A 17738-nucleotide genomic window follows, 5' to 3' on the forward strand; every position below is an offset into this window, starting at 1 on the left:
CCTACGATTGTCGACAATCTGCCCTCCGGAGGTTCCGTGCCCATCTCGCCGTTCACCCCGCCCGAGCCGCCGTCCGAGGTGACCACCATCGGGTTCATCTACCCGGATCACGCGGCCGAAGACGACTACCCGCTCGCGGAACAGCTCCTCGGCGGGGACATGGCCGGGATCAAGCTGCCGGTCGAGCACATCTACGGAACCGATCTGCACGCCGTGCCGGAGCTGCTGGACCTCGGCAGCGAAAGCCGGCTCGCCGACGGCGCCGCGCTCCTGGCCAAACACGAACCCGACGCGGTGGTGTGGGCGTGCACCAGCGGCAGCTTCGTCTACGGCTGGGAAGGCGCCCGCGACCAGGCCGACCGGCTGGCCGCCGTCGCCGGTGTCCCGGCGTCGAGCACGTCCTTCGCCTTCGTCAACGCGGCACGAGCCCTGGGTGTCCGGCGGGTCGCGGTCGCCGCCAGTTACCCGGACGACGTCGCCCGGTTGTTCGTCGAGTTCCTCGGCGCGGGCGGGGTCGAAGTGGTCTCGATGGGCAGCGCGGACATCGACACCGCCGCCGAAGTCGGCGAACTCAGCCCGGAAGCCGTCGTCGAGCTCGCGGTGAGCCGGGACCACCCGGCCGCCGACGCGCTGCTCGTCCCCGACACCGCCATGCGGACGCTCGGCGAGATCAACACGCTCGAAACCAGGCTCGGCAAGCCGGTGCTGACCGCCAACCAGGTCACCGTCTGGGAAGGTCTGCGGCTCACCGGGAAGTCGCCGCTCGTCCGCACACTGGGCGCGCTGTTCGGGAGAAGGAGCAACTGAGCCATGTCCTTGCCGGATATCGAGCCGGTCAGCCGGGAATCGACCGCCGGGATCATCGCGCGGCAGCTGCGGGACGCGATCATGACCGGCGCCCTGCCTCCCGGCACCCAGCTCGGTGAAACGGATCTGGCCTCCCGGTTCCAGGTTTCGCGGGGGCCGCTGCGCGAGGCGATGCAGCACCTCGTTTCCGAAGGGCTCCTGCGCAGCGAGCGCCACCGCGGTCTGTTCGTGATCGACCTCGAACCCGGCGACGTCTACGACATCTACTCGGCGCGCTCTGCCATCGAGCGCGCCGCGATGCTGCGGGCACTGCGCGGGGACAGGGAACGGGTCGCCACCGAACTCGAAGAGGCCGTGCGCGCCATGGCCACCGCCGCGGACGACGACGACCCGACCGCGCTCTCCTGGGCGGACCTCCGTTTCCACGAGGCGCTGATCGCCGCTTCCGGCAGCAAACGGCTCGTGCGCATGGCCAGGACCCTGCTGATCGAGACCCGGATGTGCCTCACCGCGCTGCAGGCGACCTATCAGCAGGTCGAGGAACGGGTCACCGAGCACACCCGGATCATCGAAGCCCTGCGGGCCGGCGACGAAGAGACCGCGCTGTCGCTGCTGGAAGCCCATATGGAGGACGCCGTCCAACGGCTGGCCCCGGGAACCAGCCTGCGGGAAGGCGAAGCTCCCGCGGTGCCTTAGGGATTCAGCCACGGCCCCGCGCCCCCAGCACCGGCTGGCCGCCCGTCCCGCCGCGGAACTCCCTGTCCCACGGCCACTTGCCGTGCTCGTCCTCGTAGACCAGTTGCAGCGCACGGAATTCTTCGCCGTACAGGAGAACGGCGGTGAGCAGGTGCGCCGACGGTGAACTGAGCGGGACGACCTCGAACGACGGCCAGCCGACCGCGGCGGGCAGCACCTCACCCGCCTCCGGCGGGCCCGACCGGACCACCTGCTGGGCGAAATAGTTCAGCAGCTGCCCGGATCTTCGCTCTCTCAGACCGGTGACGACGAGCTCCGGCAGCCCGGCATCGGTGAGCCCGACCGTGTACGCGAAACCGGGTTGGACACTTCCGCGCTCGACCGTCTGCACCATCCAGCCGTACTTCCTGATCAGCGGACGGACCTCCTCGACGAGGTAGTCGTCGCGGGTCTTCCCGGGGTTGTCGCAATGCCAGCACATCGGTGCTCCTCCAGTCGTCGAATCCGATGACCGGCACTGTGCACCGGGGCACCGACAAAAACTCACGACCCCGGGTGCAGGCAGGTGGCGAACAGACCTTCGGCGGCTGATTTCGCGTCGCGATTCCCTTTCAGGGCACCATTTTCGCCTTGCTTGAGAAAATTCGAAGCCCAAGGCGAAGGCTCCACGGAACCGACGCTTCCTGGGCCTGCCCAATGTCGCGAAAGCCACTTTGAGGACGTCTGATGTCCCGAAAGTGGCTTTCGCGACACGGCCGTTGAGTCTTGAGGTAGTTGGCCGATCCAGTGCGCGAGTGGCAACTCCGGGAACCTGGACCGTCCGAAACTTGAGTACACGAAGGCCCCTTCCGTGCACTCAAAAGTCGTGAATGGACCGTTCATGACTTCCGGGACTTGACACGCCACTATGCGGATGGTTCAAGATAGAGCGGCGACCACCGCGGACCCGAGTTCGGCGGTGGTGGACTTCCCGCCGAGGTCGGGGGTTTGCACGGATCCCTCCTCGAGAACCTTTTCCACCGCAGCGCGCACATCTTGTGCCGCAACGGTTTCCCCGAGATGCTCGAGCAGCATCGCTCCCGCCAGGATCTGCGCCACCGGATTCGCGATGCCCTGTCCGGCGATGTCGGGAGCACTGCCGTGCACCGCCTCGAACATGGAAGGGAGCTCACCGGTCGGATTGATGTTGCCCGAAGGCGCCATCCCGAGCCCGCCCGTCACGGCCGCCGCCAGGTCGCTCAGGATGTCGCCGAACAGATTGGAAGCCACCACGACGTCGAGCCGGTCCGGCGCCTGCACCATCCGCGCGGCGAGCGCGTCGACATGGCACTGCTCGGCATGCACGTCCGGGTACTCCGCGGAGATCTCGGCGAAGATCTCGTCCCAGAACGGCATCGAGTGAATGAGCCCGTTGGACTTGGTCGCCGAACAGACCCGCCCCGTGCGCGTCTTCGCCAGCTCGAAGGCGTAGCGGATGATCCGCTCCACCCCGACCCGCGTGAACACGGACTCCTGTAAGACGAACTCGTTCCCCAGCCCACGATTGTGCCTGCCGCCGAGTTCCGAGTACTCGCCCTCGGAATTCTCCCGGACGATCACCATCTCCAGCTCTTCGGCGCCGCGGCCCGCCAGAGCCGACGTCGTCCCCGGCAGCAGCCGGACCGGCCGGAGGTTGACGTACTGGCTGAACGCGCGCCGGACCGGGATGAGGAGACCCCACAACGACACATGGTCCGGGACGCCGGGAAAACCGACGGCACCGAGAAAGATCCCGTCGAAGGCCGAAAGCCGCTCGATCCCGTCGGCGGGCATCATCGAGCCGGTTTTGGTGTACCGCTCACAACTCCAGTCGAACTCCGTCCAGGACAAGGAGAAGCCATGCGATGCCGCCGCGCGGTCGAGGACCTTGCGGGCCTCGACCGTCACGTCCACCCCGATCCCGTCGCCGGGAATGCTCGCGATCCGATAGGAGGTCCCTGCTCGAGAAGTCACAGAGCCACCGCGATGTACTTGGTCTCGAGGAACTCGTCGATGCCGACGCTGCCACCCTCACGGCCGAGCCCCGACTGCTTGATCCCGCCGAACGGCGCGGCAGGATTCGAGACCAGGCCCTGGTTGAGGCCGATCATGCCGGCTTCCAGCCGCTCCGAGACCCGTAGTGCCCGCTTGAGATCGGAGGTGTACACATAGGACACGAGCCCGAACTCGGTGTCGTTCGCCGCCGCGATGGCCTCGTCCTCGCTGTCGAACGGAGTGATCGGGGCGACCGGCCCGAAGATCTCCTCCGAAGCGAGCCTGGCGTCCTTGGGCACGTCGGTGAGCACCGTGGCCTGATAGAAGTTACCCGGACCGTCCACTGTGGATCCACCGGTGAGAACGCGCGCTCCTCGCTGGGTGGCGTCGGCGACCAGGCCGCTGACCTTCTCGACGGCGGCTTCGTCGATGAGGGGGCCGACGACGACACCCTCCTCGGTGCCGCGGCCCATCGGCAAGGCCTCCATGCGCTCGGTGAGACGCCGGGAGAACTCGTCGACGATGCCTCGCTGGACATAGAAACGGTTCGCGGCCGTGCAGGCCTCGCCGATGTTGCGCATCTTCGCGGTCATCGCGCCTTCGATCGCCGCGTCGAGGTCGGCGTCTTCGAAGACGAGGAAGGGGGCGTTGCCGCCGAGTTCCATCGAAGTGCGGAGCACCTTGTCCGCGCACTGTTCCAGCAGCTTCCGCCCGACGCCGGTCGAACCGGTGAAGGACAGCTTCCGCGCGCGGCCGTCGCGGATCAACGGCTCCATCACGCCGCCGGAGTCCGACGTCGTGAGCACGTTCAGCACACCTTCCGGCAGCCCCGCCTCGGCGAGGATCGCCGCGAGGGCCAACATCGAAAGGGGGGTCTGGGCAGCGGGTTTGATGACCATCGTGCAGCCTGCCGCGACCGCGGGCCCGATCTTGCGGGTACCCATCGCCATGGGGAAGTTCCACGGCGTGATCAGCAGACACGGCCCGACGGGCTGCTTCGTCACGAGGAACCGGCCCGACCCGTTGGGGGCGACGGCGTAACCACCGTCGATCCGGACGGCTTCCTCCGCGAACCAGCGGAAGAACTCGGCCGCATAGGTGATCTCGCCCTTCGACTCCGCGAGCGGTTTGCCCATCTCGAGGGTCATCAGCAGCGCGAGCTCGTCGGCGCGTTTGATCAGCAGTTCATAGGCGCGGCGCAGGATCTCACCGCGTTCACGCGGGGCGACGTTCGCCCAGTCGGCCTGTGCGGCGACGGCCGCGTCGAGTGCGCTGACGCCGTCCGCCGGTGACGCGTCGGCCACCTCGCACAGGGCTTCGCCCGTCGAGGGGTCGAGAACGGGGAAGGTCTTCCCGTCCGTGGCGGGCACCCACTTGCCGCCGATGAACAGTTCCTTGCCGACCGACGTGACCACGCCGGCCTCACTGATCGAGCTCATCCCAACGCTCCTCCATGTTGTCCCGAACGCCATGCTATGGATATTGTCAACAATCGACAACAGCTCAGCCGACCTAGGAGCGCAGCCCATGGCCCAGCTATCACCGCTGCTCAAGCAGGCAACGCCGGTCGTGGTCGACCACGGTGAAGGGGTTTACCTCTACGGCACCGATGGCAAACGTCACCTGGATTTCACCGCCGGTATCGGCGTGACCAGCACCGGCCACTGCCACCCGCACGTGGTGAGCGCGGCGCGGGAGCAGATCGGCAAGCTCGTCCACGGGCAGTACACGACGGTCATGCACAAGCCGATGCTGGAGCTGACCGAGAAGCTGGGCGGTGTCCTCCCGGACGGCCTGGATTCCCTCTTCTACGCGAACTCGGGCAGCGAGGCGGTCGAGGCGGCGCTCCGGTTGTCGCGGCAGGCCACGAAACGACCCAACGTCATCGTCTTCCAGGGCGGGTTCCACGGCCGGACCGTCGCGGCGGCGACGATGACGACGTCGGGCACCCGGTTCAGCGCCGGGATCGCGCCGCTCATGTCCGGCGTGCACGTCGCGCCCTTCCCCTACGCGTTCCACTACGGCTGGGACGAGGAGACGGCGACGAAGTTCGCGCTGCGCGAGCTCGACTACCTCTTCGCGACGGTCTGCGCGCCGAACGAGACGGCCGCGTTCTTCATCGAGCCGGTGCTCGGCGAAGGCGGGTACGTCCCGGCGAACACCGAGTTCCTGGCCGGGCTCCGGGAACGCGCCGACAAGCACGGGATCCTGCTGGTGATGGACGAGATCCAGACCGGCTTCGGCCGGACCGGCCGGTTCTGGGGGCACGACCACTTCGGGGTCCGCCCGGACATCGTGCTCATCGCGAAAGGGCTCGCGAGCGGATTCCCGATCTCGGGTATCGCCGCGTCGGAGGAGCTGATGGCGAAGGCGCTCCCCGGTTCCCAGGGCGGGACCTACGGCGGCAACGCGGTGGCCTGCGCGGCGGCGATCGCCACGCTCGAGGTGATCCAGCAAGAGGGCTTGGTCGAGAACGCCGCCGAACGAGGACGCCAGCTCTTGGAAGGCGTGCGGGTGATCGCGGACAAATCACCGTCGATCGGTGACGTCCGCGGGCTGGGGCTGCTGGTCGGTTCCGAGTTCACCACGCCGGACGGCGAGCCGGACACCGCGAAAGCCCAGGCGGCCCAGAAAGCCGCGTCCTCCAACGGATTGCTGCTGCTGACCTGCGGGGCGTACATGAACGTCGTCCGGATGGTGCCGCCGCTGATCGTCGATTCCGCGCAGGTCGACGAGGCGCTGCGCATCTGGGGTGACGTGGTGGCGGGGGTCGAGTGATGGCCCGCTACATCACGATCACGCTCGACAAACGCGGAGTGTCCTGCCGGGCCCGGCTGCTCGACGCCGAAGCCCCACGGACCTGCCGCGCGGTCTGGGACGCGTTGCCGCAGAGCGGTTCGGCGTACCACGCGAAGTACGCGCGCAACGAGGTCTACACGCTCGTGCCGCCCTTCGCCGAACCGAAGCCGGGCCGCGAAAACCCCACGGTGACCCCGATTCCGGGGGATGTCGTGTACTTCGGGTTCGAGGCTTGGGAGATCGGCAACCCGGCGTACGGCTACGACGAGGCCAGCGAAGCGCACAGCGACCAGGGCGCGACGGACCTCGCGATCTTCTACGGGCGCAACAACCTGTTGATCAACGGCGACGCCGGCTGGGTGCCCGGCAACGTGTTCGCGACGATCGAAGAGGGACTCGCCGAAATGGCGGAGGCCGCCCAGGATCTCTGGCTGCGAGGTGTCGAGGGCGAGACGCTTTCGTTCGCCCGCGCGTGAAACCCGTGGGCGGTGCGGGTTCGCACCCTCACCGCCCACGGGCCGGCACCCCTCCCTGGCTTACTGCCGCGCTTCGGTGAGCCGGTATTCGACGCCACCGACCTCTTCGCCGCGCTGGTCGACCTGGGTCACGTGGACGGTGAACTGCCCGCCGGCCGCCTCGGCGCCGGCGGTGAAGCTCAGCTTGGCACCCACCTGTTCGCCCGACTTGAAGGTCAGGCCGCTGATCCGGGCTCGCTGCGGGTTCACGATGGCCAGCTCGGTCTCACCGACCCGTTCCACGCCCTCCCCCTTCGCGCCGGCCGCCCGCCAGCGCGCGGCGAGATCGGGGCCGAGGTCGATGGTGATCCGTCCGGGGCCGGTGAACGGCCTGCCGGGCTGGGTGAAGACGATGTCGCCGACCGCCGTGGGCTCACGGCCGTCCCAGCCGAACACGATCGGCCGGAACTCCGGGATCTTGATCTTGAACGGTACGGCGTTCACGTTGTGCCAGCCGATGTTGTTGTTGTTCCGCGCGTTCGCCGACGTGCTCAGGCCCTCGGTCGGCAGATCGGTCGGCGCAAGCCACCGTGCCAGCAGGCAGAAGTGCGAGCCGATCGGGACATTCCACGGAATGACGACCCGTTTGGTGCCGTAGGGCACGCTCACGTTGGTGGCCGAACCGATGTAGGTCCACTGACTCGACCACTGGGCCACGGTGCCTTGCTTCGTGTAGTAGACCTGCAGCGTCCCCTTCTCGAGCGCGTCCCCGTACGGGCCGGGGTTGTTCAGCGTGACGTGGATGTAGGCGGTGCTCCCCTGGACGATCGGATCGTCCGTGGCGCAGAGGATCGTCGGCGAGAAACAGACCCGGATGTCGGGACTGGAGTAGAGCGAACCGGCCGAGGGTTCGAACCCGACGTCGGACGTGTTGTCCCGGATGAAGACGTCGCTCCGGGCTTCCGGCGCGGCCTGCACCGCGGGTGCGACACCCGCGAGCAGCGTCGCGGCGGCCAGGACGGCCGAGGCGAGCAGCGTTCGGCGGCGTCGCGGATTCCTGCTGATCATGTTCCCCTCCTTGGGCGAAACAGTCGACCCGTTGACCGTCCGCCAGACCGGTTGTGGCGGGGTTGCGGAGATCGTGTGCCCTAATTGGCCGATTTCGGTAGGTCTTCGCCCGGATACGCTCACCGGGGTCACATGCCGGAGGGAGCAGGGTGCCCGGGTCAGGGGAGCTACGGGTGCTGGGCCCGGTCGAAGCGATCGGCCCCACCGGGCGGGCGGAGTTGCACGGCGCCCGCCAGCGAGCCGTGCTCGGCGTTCTCGCCCTGCACGCGGGCTCGGTCGTCCCGATCCCCCGCCTGGTCGACGTGCTCTGGGGTGAAGATCCGCCGCGCACCGCGGTGAAGACCCTGCACAGTCATGTCGCCCGGATCCGGCAGGCACTGGAGGACTGCGGTTTCCCACCGGTCCTGCTCACCCGCAAGCCCGGGTACGTCCTGACGGTGGCACCGTCCTCTGTCGACGCTCTCCGTTTCGAACAAGAACTTCGTGCCGCCAAGCGGAGCGATCCCGGTCAGGCGGTGGCGGCGTTGCGTGAGGCGTTGCGGCTCTGGCACGGCGGTGCCTTCGCGGACGCCGAACTCGACGGCTGGGGACTGCGCGAGGTCGAACGGCTCCAGGAACTACGGCTGTCCGCCTGGGAAGAACTCTGGGACGCCGAGCTCAGGCTCGGCGAACACGAGGAGGTCCTCCGGGAACTTCCGCGGCTCCGGGCCGAGCAGCCCTACCGCGAACGGCTCGCCGCGCTGCACATGCTCGCCCTGCATCGCTGCGGGAGGCATGCCGAGGCACTGGAGACCTTCCAAGCCGTGCGCCGGGGGCTGGCCGACGAGTTCGGCGTCGATCCCGGCCCGGAACTGGTCGAACTGCACACGTCGATCCTGCGCCGGGCGCCCGAACTCGACGCGCCCGCACGGGGCACCGCGCCCGCGCAGCTCCCCGCCCGCGTCGGGCACTTCACCGGACGGCAGCAGGAGCTCGCTTCGCTCGACAGTCTCCTCGACGAAGCCGAGCCGCCGGTCGTGGTCATCTCCGGAGCGGCGGGGATGGGCAAATCGGCGCTGGCCGTGCAGTGGGCGCATCGCATCGCGGACCGCTTCCCCGACGGCCAGCTCTTCCTCGACCTCGCCGGGCACGATCCGGGTGAAGCGGTCTCGCCGGGCGATGCCCTCGCTCATCTGTCGCGCGGCCTCGGTCTCCCCGACGACCGGCTGCCCGACGCGACGGCCGAACGCGCGGCGCTCTACCGCTCGTTGCTGCACGGGAAGCGTTGCGTGATCGTCGCCGACAACGCGGGCGGTGTCGACCAGATCCTTCCGCTCGTCCCCGGCACGGCGAAGGCGATGTTGATCGTCACCAGCAGGCAGACCCTCGCCGCGCTCGGCAGCAGGCACGCCGTTCGCGTGTTCGCCCTCGACGCGCTGGCCGACCCGGAATCGATGACGCTGCTCACCCGGGTGCTGGGCGCCGACCGGGTCGCGCGCGAACCCGCTCAGGCCACGCGCCTGGCGAGGCTGTGCGACGGGATGCCGCTGGCGCTGCGGATCGCCGCCGCACGATTGACCGGTGAACCGGGCCGCCCGATCGCGGAACTCACCGAGGAACTGACCGGGGTCGGCCGACTGGAAACCCTTGCGGTACAAGGAGATTCTCGGACAGTCAAAACCGTCCTCGCGAGTGCCTACCTGCCGCTGGGCCAGGCTCCGGCTCGGCTGTTCCGGCTGTCCGGGCTGATCCCGGGGACTTCGTTCAGTTCGTCCCTCGGCAGCGCCTTGTGCGGGATGCCCGCCGAAGCGGGCCGGGTCGTGGCCGCCGAGCTGTCCGCGGCGCACCTGATCACCCCAGCGGGCCCGGATCGCTATCGGCTCCACGATCTGATCCGCGAATTCGCCGTCGCGTGCGCCCACGCCGACGAAACGACGTCGGGCCGCGCCGAGGCCGCGGACCGGCTGATCGACTGGTACCTGCACGTCGCCGCCGAAGCGAACCGGATCATCGACCCGAACCGCGATCTGGTCACCCCGTCATTGCGCCATCCGCCACCCGCGTCGCCCTTTCCGGCGGAAAGGCGTGCGGCGCTGGCGTTCCTGGGTGCCGAGCGCGCGAATCTGCTGCCCGTGGTGCGCTTCGCGCGCGAGCACGGCCGCAACACCGCCGCCTGGCAGCTCACCTACCTGCTCACCAGTTTCTACGACACCATGGGCGGCTGGAACGAGCGGATCGGGCTCTGCCGCGAAGGGGCCGCGGCGGCCGCCGAACTCGAAGATCCGTTGGCCGAGGCTGAAATGCTGCGGGCGCTGGGCGCGGCCTACTTCATGACTCGCAGGCTGACGGACGCGCTCGAAACCAACGCCCGCGCGTTGAAGGCGGCCCGCGCGGCAGGCGATCTCGAAGGCGAAGGGCATATCTACAACAACACCGCGAACGCCTACGCCGCGCTGCGCCGGTTCGACGAGGCGATCACCGCGTACCGGCTCGCGGTGGAGCGGTGTACTTCGGCGGGCAACCGGCTCGGGCGTGCCCTGTCTCAGCGCAACCTCGGCCACGCCTACATCCGCCGCGGCCAGCCGATGGACGGACTCAGCCCGCTGACGGCCGCGCTGGAGACGTTCCGCGAACTCGGCAACGCCCGGCTGGAAGCGGCCACCCTGGACACGCTCGGGGAGGCTTACGAGGAGCTCGGCGATCACGACGTCGCACTCGACCACCTCCGCAAGGCACTGGCCGCGTCCAGGGCGATCGGAGACCGGTGGCAGGAATGGGAGTCGCTTCTGCACGCCGGCCAGGTCCACCTCGCACGCCGGGACTTCCGGGCCGCGCGGGACGATTTCGACCAGGCGCTGCTGATCAGCCGGGACGTCGGGAACCGGCACAGCGAGGCGGCCGCGCTCGACCGGCTCGGCCGCGCCCACCTGGGGCTCGGCGATCTGGCCGCGGCGCGGGAGAACCTCGAGCGCGGCGTCGCGGTCCGGGCGGGAGTCCCGGATCCGTACGAGGAGGCTCATCTGCACCGCGACCTCGGCGACCTGGAAGCGCGGTGCGGCGACACGGCCGCCGCGGCCACCCACTGGGCTCGAGCGATCGAGCTGTACCGGCGGGCGAACGCGACGGCCGACGCCGACCTCGTCACCCGGCGGGACTGATCACCACGGTCGAGGTCGCGTACACGAGCTTGCCCTGAGACGGCTCGAAGAACTCGACCCGCGCCTTCCCCGTTTGCCCGGGAACGATCGTCAGTTCGGCGTATCCCCTGGTCTCACCGCGCTGGAAGGTGACGACACCGTCCTTCACCGGCTCGTGGGCGGAGCCTTCGGTGCGGTAGCGGATCGTGAGCGGTCCGGAGAGCCACGGCCGGGAGAGCACGAGCGGCACCCTGCAGGTGGTGGTGCCCAGCGCGAAGTTGGGCGGGATCGACCAGCAGATCTCACCTTCCTGGGTGGTGGCCAGCGGTGCGGTCTTGACCTTGTCGTCGTCGGCCACCCAGGCGACGCCGACGCTGTGCCCGATCCGTACGCCTCTCTCTCCGTACAGTTGCAGGGAGAACATCTCGTCGTTCTCCACGAAGGAATCGGCGCGGACCTTGACCGCTATCGTCTGCGCGTCCGCCCTCCCGGACCAGGTCAGCGTGCCCGCACGCGGCAGGTAGTCGACGCTCTCCTTCGCGACGAACGCCGGATCGACCGGCGAGCCGTTGCCGTCGATCGTCCGGTATTCGACCGAGCCCTGCGGCGCGCAGCCGCCGTCGGTGAGTGAAACGGTGAAGACAAGGGTGGTGTACCCGGCGCTCGTCCCTTCGGCCTGACTGACTCCGCTGACGTTCGCCACGGGCGCGGTGCAGCCCGCTTGCCCGCCTTCAGCCACCGGTACCGCAAGCCCGAACGTGACCGCCAGCGCCGCCCCCAGCGCCGCGATCCGTCTCATCCTGGTTCCCATCGAGCGTCCACCCCTTCCGGCGAGCCGCCGCGGCCCGCTGCGACATGGGTAACCGAGCGAGGTTGTCACGAGGTTGTGGCCACCGGGAAAGCAAACATGAAAATGATTCATGGCCATGGGCGCCTATGACGTACTACGCTTCGGTAACCAGGCAAAGAAGCGTGAGGAAGGGCACTCGATGGGCGATGTTGCGGCACGGTTCGCCGAGATCGTCGGGGACTCGAATTTGCTGTCAGGCGAGGCGATTCCCGAGGATTACGCACACGACGAGGCTTTGACCACCAGCCCTCAGCGGCCCGCCTACCTGGCGAAACCGGGAAGCGCCGAGGAGGTCGCGGAGCTGCTCAAGGCGGCGGGCGAACACGGCGTGCCGGTCACCGCGCGAGGATCGGGCACCGGGCTTTCGGGTGGTGCGCGACCGCGCGAAGACGGCCTGGTGATCTCGTTCGAGCGTATGAACGCGGTATTGGAGATCGACACCGAAAACCACGTCGCCGTCGTCCAGCCGGGCGTCACACTGTCCGATTTGGACGAAAAGACCTCGGAAGCCGGACTCGGGTACACCGTCTACCCCGGCGAGCTGAGCGCGAGCGTCGGCGGCAACGTCGGGACGAACGCGGGCGGCATGCGCGCGGTCAAGTACGGCGTCACGCGGCACAACGTCGTGGGCCTGCAGGCCGTGCTGCCGACCGGCGAGATCATCCGGACCGGCGGCAAGACCTCGAAGGTCTCGACCGGGTACGACCTGACCCAGCTGATCATCGGCTCCGAAGGCACCCTCGCGCTCGCGACCGAGGTCATCGTGAAGCTGTACCCGCGCTTGCCGCACGGCGCCACGGTGTTCGCCCCGTTCGAGACCTTCGACGAGGTGATGACCGTCGTCCCGAAGATCGTCGCCAGCGGCCTCGCGCCGCATATCCTCGAGTACATCGACAACCTCACGCTCGCGGCGATCAGCTACAACGAGAAGCTCAGTCTCGGTGTCCCGGACGCCATCCGTGACAAGGCGCAGGCGTATCTGGTGGTGGCGCTGGAAAACCGCGACAACGACCGGCTGCACGCCGATGTCGAGGAACTCGGTGGGCTGCTGGGCGATGTCGGCGCGATGGACGTGTACGTGCTCGAAGGCCCTTCGGCGCGCAAGCTCATCGAGGCGCGCGAGAAGGCGTTCTGGACGGCCAAGGCGGCCGGCGCCGACGACGTCATCGACGTGGTGGTCCCGCGGTCCGCCATGCCCGAGTTCCTGCGCAAGGCCAGGGAGATGGCGTTGTCGCGCGAGGCGGGCGCGCTCGGCTGCGGGCACGCCGGCGACGGCAACGTCCACCTGGCCATCTTCTGCAAGGACCCGGAGAAGCGGAAGCAACTGCTGACCGACATCTTCGCGCTCGGCATGGAACTCGGCGGCGCGATCTCCGGCGAGCACGGTCTAGGACGGGCCAAATCCGGCTATTTCCTCGATCTGGAGGACCCGGCGAAGATCGCGCTGATGCGCCGGATCAAGGAGAGCTTCGACCCGGCCGGGATCCTCAACCCCGGCGTTCTTTTCGCTGAGAGGGCTTGAAAAGTGAGTGAGATGAACGGCGCCCAGTCCCTGATCCGCACGCTCGTCGACAGCGGCGTCGACGTGTGCTTCTCGAACCCGGGCACCTCGGAGATGCACTTCGTGGCCGCACTCGACACCGTGCCCGAGATGCGCGGTGTGCTCGGCCTGTTCGAAGGCGTCGTCACCGGTGCCGCGGACGGATACGCCCGCATCGCCGACAAGCCGGCGGCCACGCTGCTGCACCTCGGCCCCGGCCTCGGCAACGGGCTGGCGAACCTGCACAACGCGCGCCGTGCGCACACCCCGATCGTCAACGTGATCGGCGATCACGCGACCTATCACAAGCAGTACGACGCCCCGCTCGAATCGGACATCGAGGCCGTCGCCGGTTCGCTCGATGGCTGGGTCCGCCGCTCCGAGCACACGAAGGACGTCGGTGCCGACGCCGCCGCGGCGGTCGCGGCCTCCCAGGACGCCCCAGGCCAGGTGGCGACGCTCATCCTGCCCGCCGACGCGTCCTGGGGTGAGGGCGGCGAGACCTGCGCGCCCATCCCGCCGCGGATCCCGCAGGTCGTCGACGCCACGACGGTGAAGAACATCGCCGAGGTGCTGGCCAGTGGTGAGCCGGTCGCGTTGCTCGTCGGCGGCAGCGGCTGCCGTGAGGCCGGTCTGCGCGCGACCAGCCGGATCGCGGCCGCGACCGGCGTGAAGGCGTTCGTCGAGACCTTCCCCGCCCGGCTCGAACGCGGCGCGGGTCTGCCGACGATCGAGCGGCTGGGCTACCTCGCCGAGCAGGTCGCGTACCAGCTCGACGGGATCAAGCACGTGATCGTCGCCGGGACGAAAGCACCTGTGTCGTTCTTCGCCTACCCCGGCAAGGCGAGCAACCTGGTTCCCGAAGGCGCGCAGGTCCATGTGCTGGCCGAAGTCGCGCAGGACGTGCCGCGAGCGCTGAACGACGTCGCCGACCTGGTCGCCGCCGAGACGGAGCCGGTGCTGCAGGAGGCTTCCCGGCCCGCGCTGCCGTCCGGGCCGTTGACCCCGCAGAACTGGGTCGAGGTGATCGGCGCGCTGCTGCCGGAGCGCGCGATCATCGCGGACGAGGCGAACACCTCCGGCCTGCTGCTGCCCACGGCGACCGCGGGGGCGCCCCGGCACGACGTGCTGACCCTGACCGGCGGCGCGATCGGCTATGGCATGCCCGTCGCGACCGGGGCGGCCGTCGCCGCGCCGGACCGGCCGGTGATCAACCTGCAGTCCGACGGAAGCGCGCTGTACACGATTTCGGCGCTGTGGACTCAAGCCCGGGAAAACCTCGACGTCACCACCGTCCTGCTGAACAACCGCGCGTACGCGATCCTGCGGCTGGAGCTGCAGCGGGTCGGCGCGGACGCCAACGGCCCCAAGGCGAACGAACTGCTCGACCTCTCCCGGCCCGACATGGACTTCGTCAAGATCGCCGAAGGCATGGGCGTCCCGGCGACCCGGGCGACGACGGCGGAGGAGCTGGCCGAGCAGTTCCAGCGCGCGCTCGCCGAACCGGGCCCGCACCTGATCGACGCGATCGTTCCGACGCTGTTCTGAGCGAAGTGCCCCTGCGTGCGACGAGTCTTCATCGCACGCAGGGCGCTAGCGGACCGAGGCGGCCAGAACTTCGGGCTGGCGTTGCTTCGGGACGAAAACGGTCAAGACGAGCCCTAGGAGCGCCGCACCGGCGGCGACCACGAAGCTCAGCCGGAACCCCGTCGCGGACGGGACGGAAACCCCGCCGACGGTGATCGCCAGCGACGCGAGCATGGTCGCCATCACCGCGCTGGACGTCGACGTGCCGACGGAGCGCATCAGCGAGTTCAACCCGTTCGCGGACGCGGTCTCGGTGACCGGGACCGAGCCCATGATCAGCGCCGGCATGGCCGCGTAAGCGATGCCCACACCACCGCCGATGATGATCGACGCCGTGATCAGCTCGAAGGCGTTGTCCATCAACACGGTCGCGAAGGCGTATCCGGCCGCGATGGTGGTGGCGCCGACCATCAGTGTCGTACGCGGTCCGTAGCGTTCGATGAGCCGGGCCGAAACCGGCGACAGCATGAACATGACCAGGCCGTTCGGCGCGAGGCAGAGCCCCGCCTGCACCATGGTCAGGCCGAGACCGTAACCGGTCGACGCGGGCGCCTGCAGCAACTGCGGGAACGACAACGCCATCGAGTACAGCGCGAACCCGATCATGATCGACGCGAGGTTGGTGAACAGCACCGGCCGCCGCGCGGAGACCCGCAGGTCCACGAGCGGATCACGCCGCCGCAGCTGGTAGGCGCCCCAAATCAGCAGGATCACCACCGCGCTCCCCGCGAAGACGAGGGTGCGGCCGCTGCCCCAGCCCCATTCGCCGCCCTTGACGATCGGCAACAGCAGGCAGATCAGTCCGGCCGTCAGCCCCAGCGCGCCGAGGTAGTCGAACGGTGCCGGTGTCTTCACCGGCGACTCCGGCACCACGAACAGGATCAGCAGGCCACAGACGAGCCCGAGCCCCGCCGACGCCCAGAACAGGACGTGCCAGTCGGCGTTCTGCGCGACCAGCGCCGACACCGGGAGCCCGATGGCGCCGCCGACGCCGAGCGTCGAACTCATCACCGAGATCGCGGCGCCGACCCGTTCCGGCGGGAGTTCGTCCCGCATGATGCTGATGCCCAGCGGGATCGCGCCCATCGCGCAGCCTTGCAGTCCTCGCCCGAGGACCATCAGCGCGAGCGAACTGGTCAGCGCGGACACCACCGAACCGGCGACCAGGAAGCCCAGGCTGATCAGCAGCAACCGGCGTTTGCCGTAGAGGTCGCCGAGCCTGCCGCTCACCGGCATCACCACGGCACCGGCGATCAGGGTCGCCGTGACCACCCACGACGCGTCCGACGGAGTCGAGTTGAGCAGCCGGGGAAACGCGGGGATGAGCGGGACGACGAGCGTCTGCATGAACGAGGCCACCAGACCGCAGGTGGCGAGCACGACGACGAAGATCCGGGGCGAAGGTGCCCGTCCGACCGGTTTCACCCTGCGCATCCCATGATCCGACCTTACACAGCACCACCCTTCTCAGTGAACGGTTCACCGACGGGATCACAGCCAGGCGCGAACCCCGCCATGGCCGGAACAGGTACCGCGGCGATTCTGGCTGTAGCTATAGGAACCGTCCTTGCAGAGGGCGGTCGCTCCGTCGGCCGCGCCGGGTCCGGCCGACGGCCGGTGGACACAGACACCGTCGGCGTTGCGGTAGTGGTCGCTTCCGCACTCCGCCAGGTTCGGCGCCTTCGCCGCCTGCGTGGTCTTCGGAGGTGTTTTCGCCGGTTTGGGCTCGACCTGTTTCGGCACCTCGACCGCGGCCGTGGTCGTCGGCACGAACTGCTGAGGTGCCGAGGGTGTCCGACTGCTGGTCGGCGTCGACGTTGTCGTCAGCGCCGTCGGGACTGTCGGCGTAGCCGGCGCTGTCGACACCGGACCGCTCTGCGGCGTGACCCGCCCGGTGGGCGCGGTCTCCACACCGCAGCCTCCGGCGACCAGAAGCCCGATCGCCAGTGCCATGCCCAGCTTCGTCGTCCTCTTCGACATAACGACCTCCCCAGCACCTGGTAGTGCCGCGTAGTCGGGAGATCGTCCGCCGGTGTTACTTACCGGACAGGGCCTAGTCGACCATTGAGCCGCAACTGATGTTCAACGCCGTCGCCGTCATGCTGCGGGCGTGGTCCGAGGCGGCGAAGGCGGCCACCCGGGCGACGTCTTCGAGTGATGCCGTCCGCTTGAGCATCGTCGCGTCGACCATGTCACGGATGGCGTCGTCGAGGCCGGCGCCCTCCGGAATCGTCTCCGGGATCCCGCCGGTGCGCAGGGTCACGACACGGATACCCTGCGGCCCGAGTTCGCACGCCAGCCCGCGCCGCAACGCCTCCATCGCGCTGAACGCGACCTGCAGCCCGCCGAGGTGGTAGCCCGGCAGCGGATCACCGTCGCCACCGAACATGAGGATCACCCCGGACCCCTGCCCGATCATGTGCCGGGCGGCGGCCCGCGCGGTGAGGAAGTTCGTCCGCACCGCCGTCCGGACCGGGCTTTCGAGGTCCTCCAACGACATCTCGACCAGCGGAGTGCCCTGGACGTCGTTGTGCGTGATCACGTTCATCGAGATGTCGACGCTGCCCGCCGAGGAAGCCACCGAAGCGGCATGCTCGTCGATGGCGGCTTCATCGAGAGCGTCGACTTCAGCTGTTTCGGCTTTTCCGCCCGCTGCCCGGATTTCGTCGGCCAGCGCGTCGAGTTTCTTCAAGGTGCGGCCGGTGAGGTGGACGGTCGCGCCCTCCCTGGCGAATCCGTGGGACACCGCGCTTCCGATCCCGCCCGCGGCCCCGTAGACGATCGCGTTCCTGCCTTCGAGCAACATC

At 68.8% G+C, this 17738-nt stretch carries 15 protein-coding genes; 7 read left to right on the top strand and 8 right to left on the bottom strand.

Features of this window, described 5'->3' with window-relative positions:
* Positions 1 to 78: 78 nt before the first annotated feature.
* Both DMH01_RS04845 and DMH01_RS04850 read left to right on the top strand, forming a co-directional pair.
* A complete protein-coding gene (locus DMH01_RS04845; protein ID WP_125674339.1) occupies positions 79 to 807 on the top strand; it encodes a maleate cis-trans isomerase in 729 nt (242 codons plus the stop codon).
* Between the two features lie 3 nt (positions 808 to 810).
* Positions 811 to 1503, top strand: a complete 693-nt coding sequence (locus DMH01_RS04850) for a GntR family transcriptional regulator (RefSeq protein WP_125673879.1) — start codon at positions 811 to 813, stop codon at positions 1501 to 1503.
* A 4-nt stretch (positions 1504 to 1507) separates the two neighbouring features.
* Here DMH01_RS04850 and DMH01_RS04855 read toward each other — a convergent pair whose 3' ends face one another.
* The 3 genes from DMH01_RS04855 to DMH01_RS04865 form a co-directional block, all read right to left on the bottom strand.
* Positions 1508 to 1984 carry a DUF4262 domain-containing protein gene (locus DMH01_RS04855; protein WP_125673880.1) on the bottom strand — a complete coding sequence of 159 codons (477 nt, stop codon included), beginning with the start codon at positions 1982 to 1984 and terminating at the stop codon, positions 1508 to 1510.
* Positions 1985 to 2421: 437 nt separating this feature from the next.
* Positions 2422 to 3495 (bottom strand): tartrate dehydrogenase, encoded by a 1074-nt coding sequence (locus DMH01_RS04860; RefSeq protein ID WP_125673881.1) that lies wholly within the window; start codon positions 3493 to 3495, stop codon positions 2422 to 2424.
* Positions 3492 to 4955, bottom strand: a complete 1464-nt coding sequence (locus DMH01_RS04865; RefSeq protein ID WP_125673882.1) for an NAD-dependent succinate-semialdehyde dehydrogenase — start codon at positions 4953 to 4955, stop codon at positions 3492 to 3494. The genes DMH01_RS04860 and DMH01_RS04865 overlap by 4 nt, the downstream gene beginning before the upstream one ends.
* Before the next feature lie 88 nt (positions 4956 to 5043).
* Here DMH01_RS04865 and DMH01_RS04870 point away from each other — a divergent pair, with 88 nt between their 5' ends.
* Complete coding sequence (locus DMH01_RS04870; RefSeq protein ID WP_125673883.1) at positions 5044 to 6294, top strand: aspartate aminotransferase family protein; 1251 nt, start codon at positions 5044 to 5046, stop codon at positions 6292 to 6294.
* Positions 6294 to 6791, top strand: coding sequence for a DUF3830 family protein (locus tag DMH01_RS04875; protein WP_125673884.1), 498 nt, complete (start codon positions 6294 to 6296; stop codon positions 6789 to 6791). Before DMH01_RS04870 ends, DMH01_RS04875 begins: the two co-directional genes overlap by 1 nt.
* Before the next feature lie 60 nt (positions 6792 to 6851).
* Here the strand turns inward: DMH01_RS04875 and DMH01_RS04880 are convergent, their stop codons facing one another.
* Entirely contained in the window at positions 6852 to 7838 is a 987-nt protein-coding gene (locus tag DMH01_RS04880; protein ID WP_125673885.1) for a hypothetical protein, read from the bottom strand.
* Positions 7839 to 8011: 173 nt separating this feature from the next.
* Between DMH01_RS04880 and DMH01_RS04885 the strand changes: the two genes are divergently transcribed.
* Entirely contained in the window at positions 8012 to 10975 is a 2964-nt protein-coding gene (locus DMH01_RS04885; RefSeq protein WP_125674341.1) for a BTAD domain-containing putative transcriptional regulator, read from the top strand.
* Here the strand turns inward: DMH01_RS04885 and DMH01_RS04890 are convergent.
* A complete protein-coding gene (locus tag DMH01_RS04890; protein WP_125673886.1) occupies positions 10959 to 11753 on the bottom strand; it encodes a Calx-beta domain-containing protein in 795 nt (264 codons plus the stop codon). The genes DMH01_RS04885 and DMH01_RS04890 overlap by 17 nt on opposite strands.
* A gap of 190 nt (positions 11754 to 11943) precedes the next feature.
* Here DMH01_RS04890 and DMH01_RS04895 point away from each other — a divergent pair, with 190 nt between their 5' ends.
* Positions 11944 to 13326, top strand: a complete 1383-nt coding sequence (locus DMH01_RS04895; protein WP_125673887.1) for an FAD-binding oxidoreductase — start codon at positions 11944 to 11946, stop codon at positions 13324 to 13326.
* Between the two features lie 12 nt (positions 13327 to 13338).
* Complete coding sequence (locus DMH01_RS04900) at positions 13339 to 14892, top strand: acetolactate synthase large subunit (RefSeq protein WP_199745366.1); 1554 nt, start codon at positions 13339 to 13341, stop codon at positions 14890 to 14892.
* Between the two features lie 45 nt (positions 14893 to 14937).
* On the opposite strand, the gene DMH01_RS04905 is transcribed toward DMH01_RS04900, so the two are convergent.
* The 3 genes from DMH01_RS04905 to DMH01_RS04915 form a co-directional block, all read right to left on the bottom strand.
* A complete protein-coding gene (locus tag DMH01_RS04905; protein WP_125673889.1) occupies positions 14938 to 16365 on the bottom strand; it encodes an MFS transporter in 1428 nt (475 codons plus the stop codon).
* A 57-nt stretch (positions 16366 to 16422) separates the two neighbouring features.
* Entirely contained in the window at positions 16423 to 16911 is a 489-nt protein-coding gene (locus DMH01_RS04910) for a DUF3761 domain-containing protein (RefSeq protein WP_233621402.1), read from the bottom strand.
* Positions 16912 to 16984: 73 nt separating this feature from the next.
* A complete protein-coding gene (locus tag DMH01_RS04915; protein ID WP_125673890.1) occupies positions 16985 to 17737 on the bottom strand; it encodes an SDR family NAD(P)-dependent oxidoreductase in 753 nt (250 codons plus the stop codon).
* Between the last annotated feature and the right edge of the window lies 1 nt (position 17738).

Source organism: Amycolatopsis sp. WAC 04182 (assembly GCF_003947465.1).
In the GTDB taxonomy this organism is placed as follows: domain Bacteria; phylum Actinomycetota; class Actinomycetes; order Mycobacteriales; family Pseudonocardiaceae; genus Amycolatopsis.

What these genes read in the sequence shown, in the direction of transcription:
- DMH01_RS04910 (WP_233621402.1), bottom strand. Translation starts at nt 16,911, where the DNA reads ATGTCGAAGAGGACGACGAAGCTGGGCATGGCACTGGCGATCGGGCTT.
- DMH01_RS04900 (WP_199745366.1), top strand. Translation starts at nt 13,339, where the DNA reads ATGAACGGCGCCCAGTCCCTGATCCGCACGCTCGTCGACAGCGGCGTC.
- DMH01_RS04850 (WP_125673879.1), top strand. Translation starts at nt 811, where the DNA reads ATGTCCTTGCCGGATATCGAGCCGGTCAGCCGGGAATCGACCGCCGGG.
- DMH01_RS04890 (WP_125673886.1), bottom strand. Translation starts at nt 11,753, where the DNA reads ATGAGACGGATCGCGGCGCTGGGGGCGGCGCTGGCGGTCACGTTCGGG.
- DMH01_RS04895 (WP_125673887.1), top strand. Translation starts at nt 11,944, where the DNA reads ATGGGCGATGTTGCGGCACGGTTCGCCGAGATCGTCGGGGACTCGAAT.
- DMH01_RS04870 (WP_125673883.1), top strand. Translation starts at nt 5,044, where the DNA reads ATGGCCCAGCTATCACCGCTGCTCAAGCAGGCAACGCCGGTCGTGGTC.
- DMH01_RS04865 (WP_125673882.1), bottom strand. Translation starts at nt 4,955, where the DNA reads ATGAGCTCGATCAGTGAGGCCGGCGTGGTCACGTCGGTCGGCAAGGAA.
- DMH01_RS04855 (WP_125673880.1), bottom strand. Translation starts at nt 1,984, where the DNA reads ATGTGCTGGCATTGCGACAACCCCGGGAAGACCCGCGACGACTACCTC.
- DMH01_RS04875 (WP_125673884.1), top strand. Translation starts at nt 6,294, where the DNA reads ATGGCCCGCTACATCACGATCACGCTCGACAAACGCGGAGTGTCCTGC.
- DMH01_RS04915 (WP_125673890.1), bottom strand. Translation starts at nt 17,737, where the DNA reads ATGTTGCTCGAAGGCAGGAACGCGATCGTCTACGGGGCCGCGGGCGGG.
- DMH01_RS04905 (WP_125673889.1), bottom strand. Translation starts at nt 16,365, where the DNA reads ATGCGCAGGGTGAAACCGGTCGGACGGGCACCTTCGCCCCGGATCTTC.
- DMH01_RS04880 (WP_125673885.1), bottom strand. Translation starts at nt 7,838, where the DNA reads ATGATCAGCAGGAATCCGCGACGCCGCCGAACGCTGCTCGCCTCGGCC.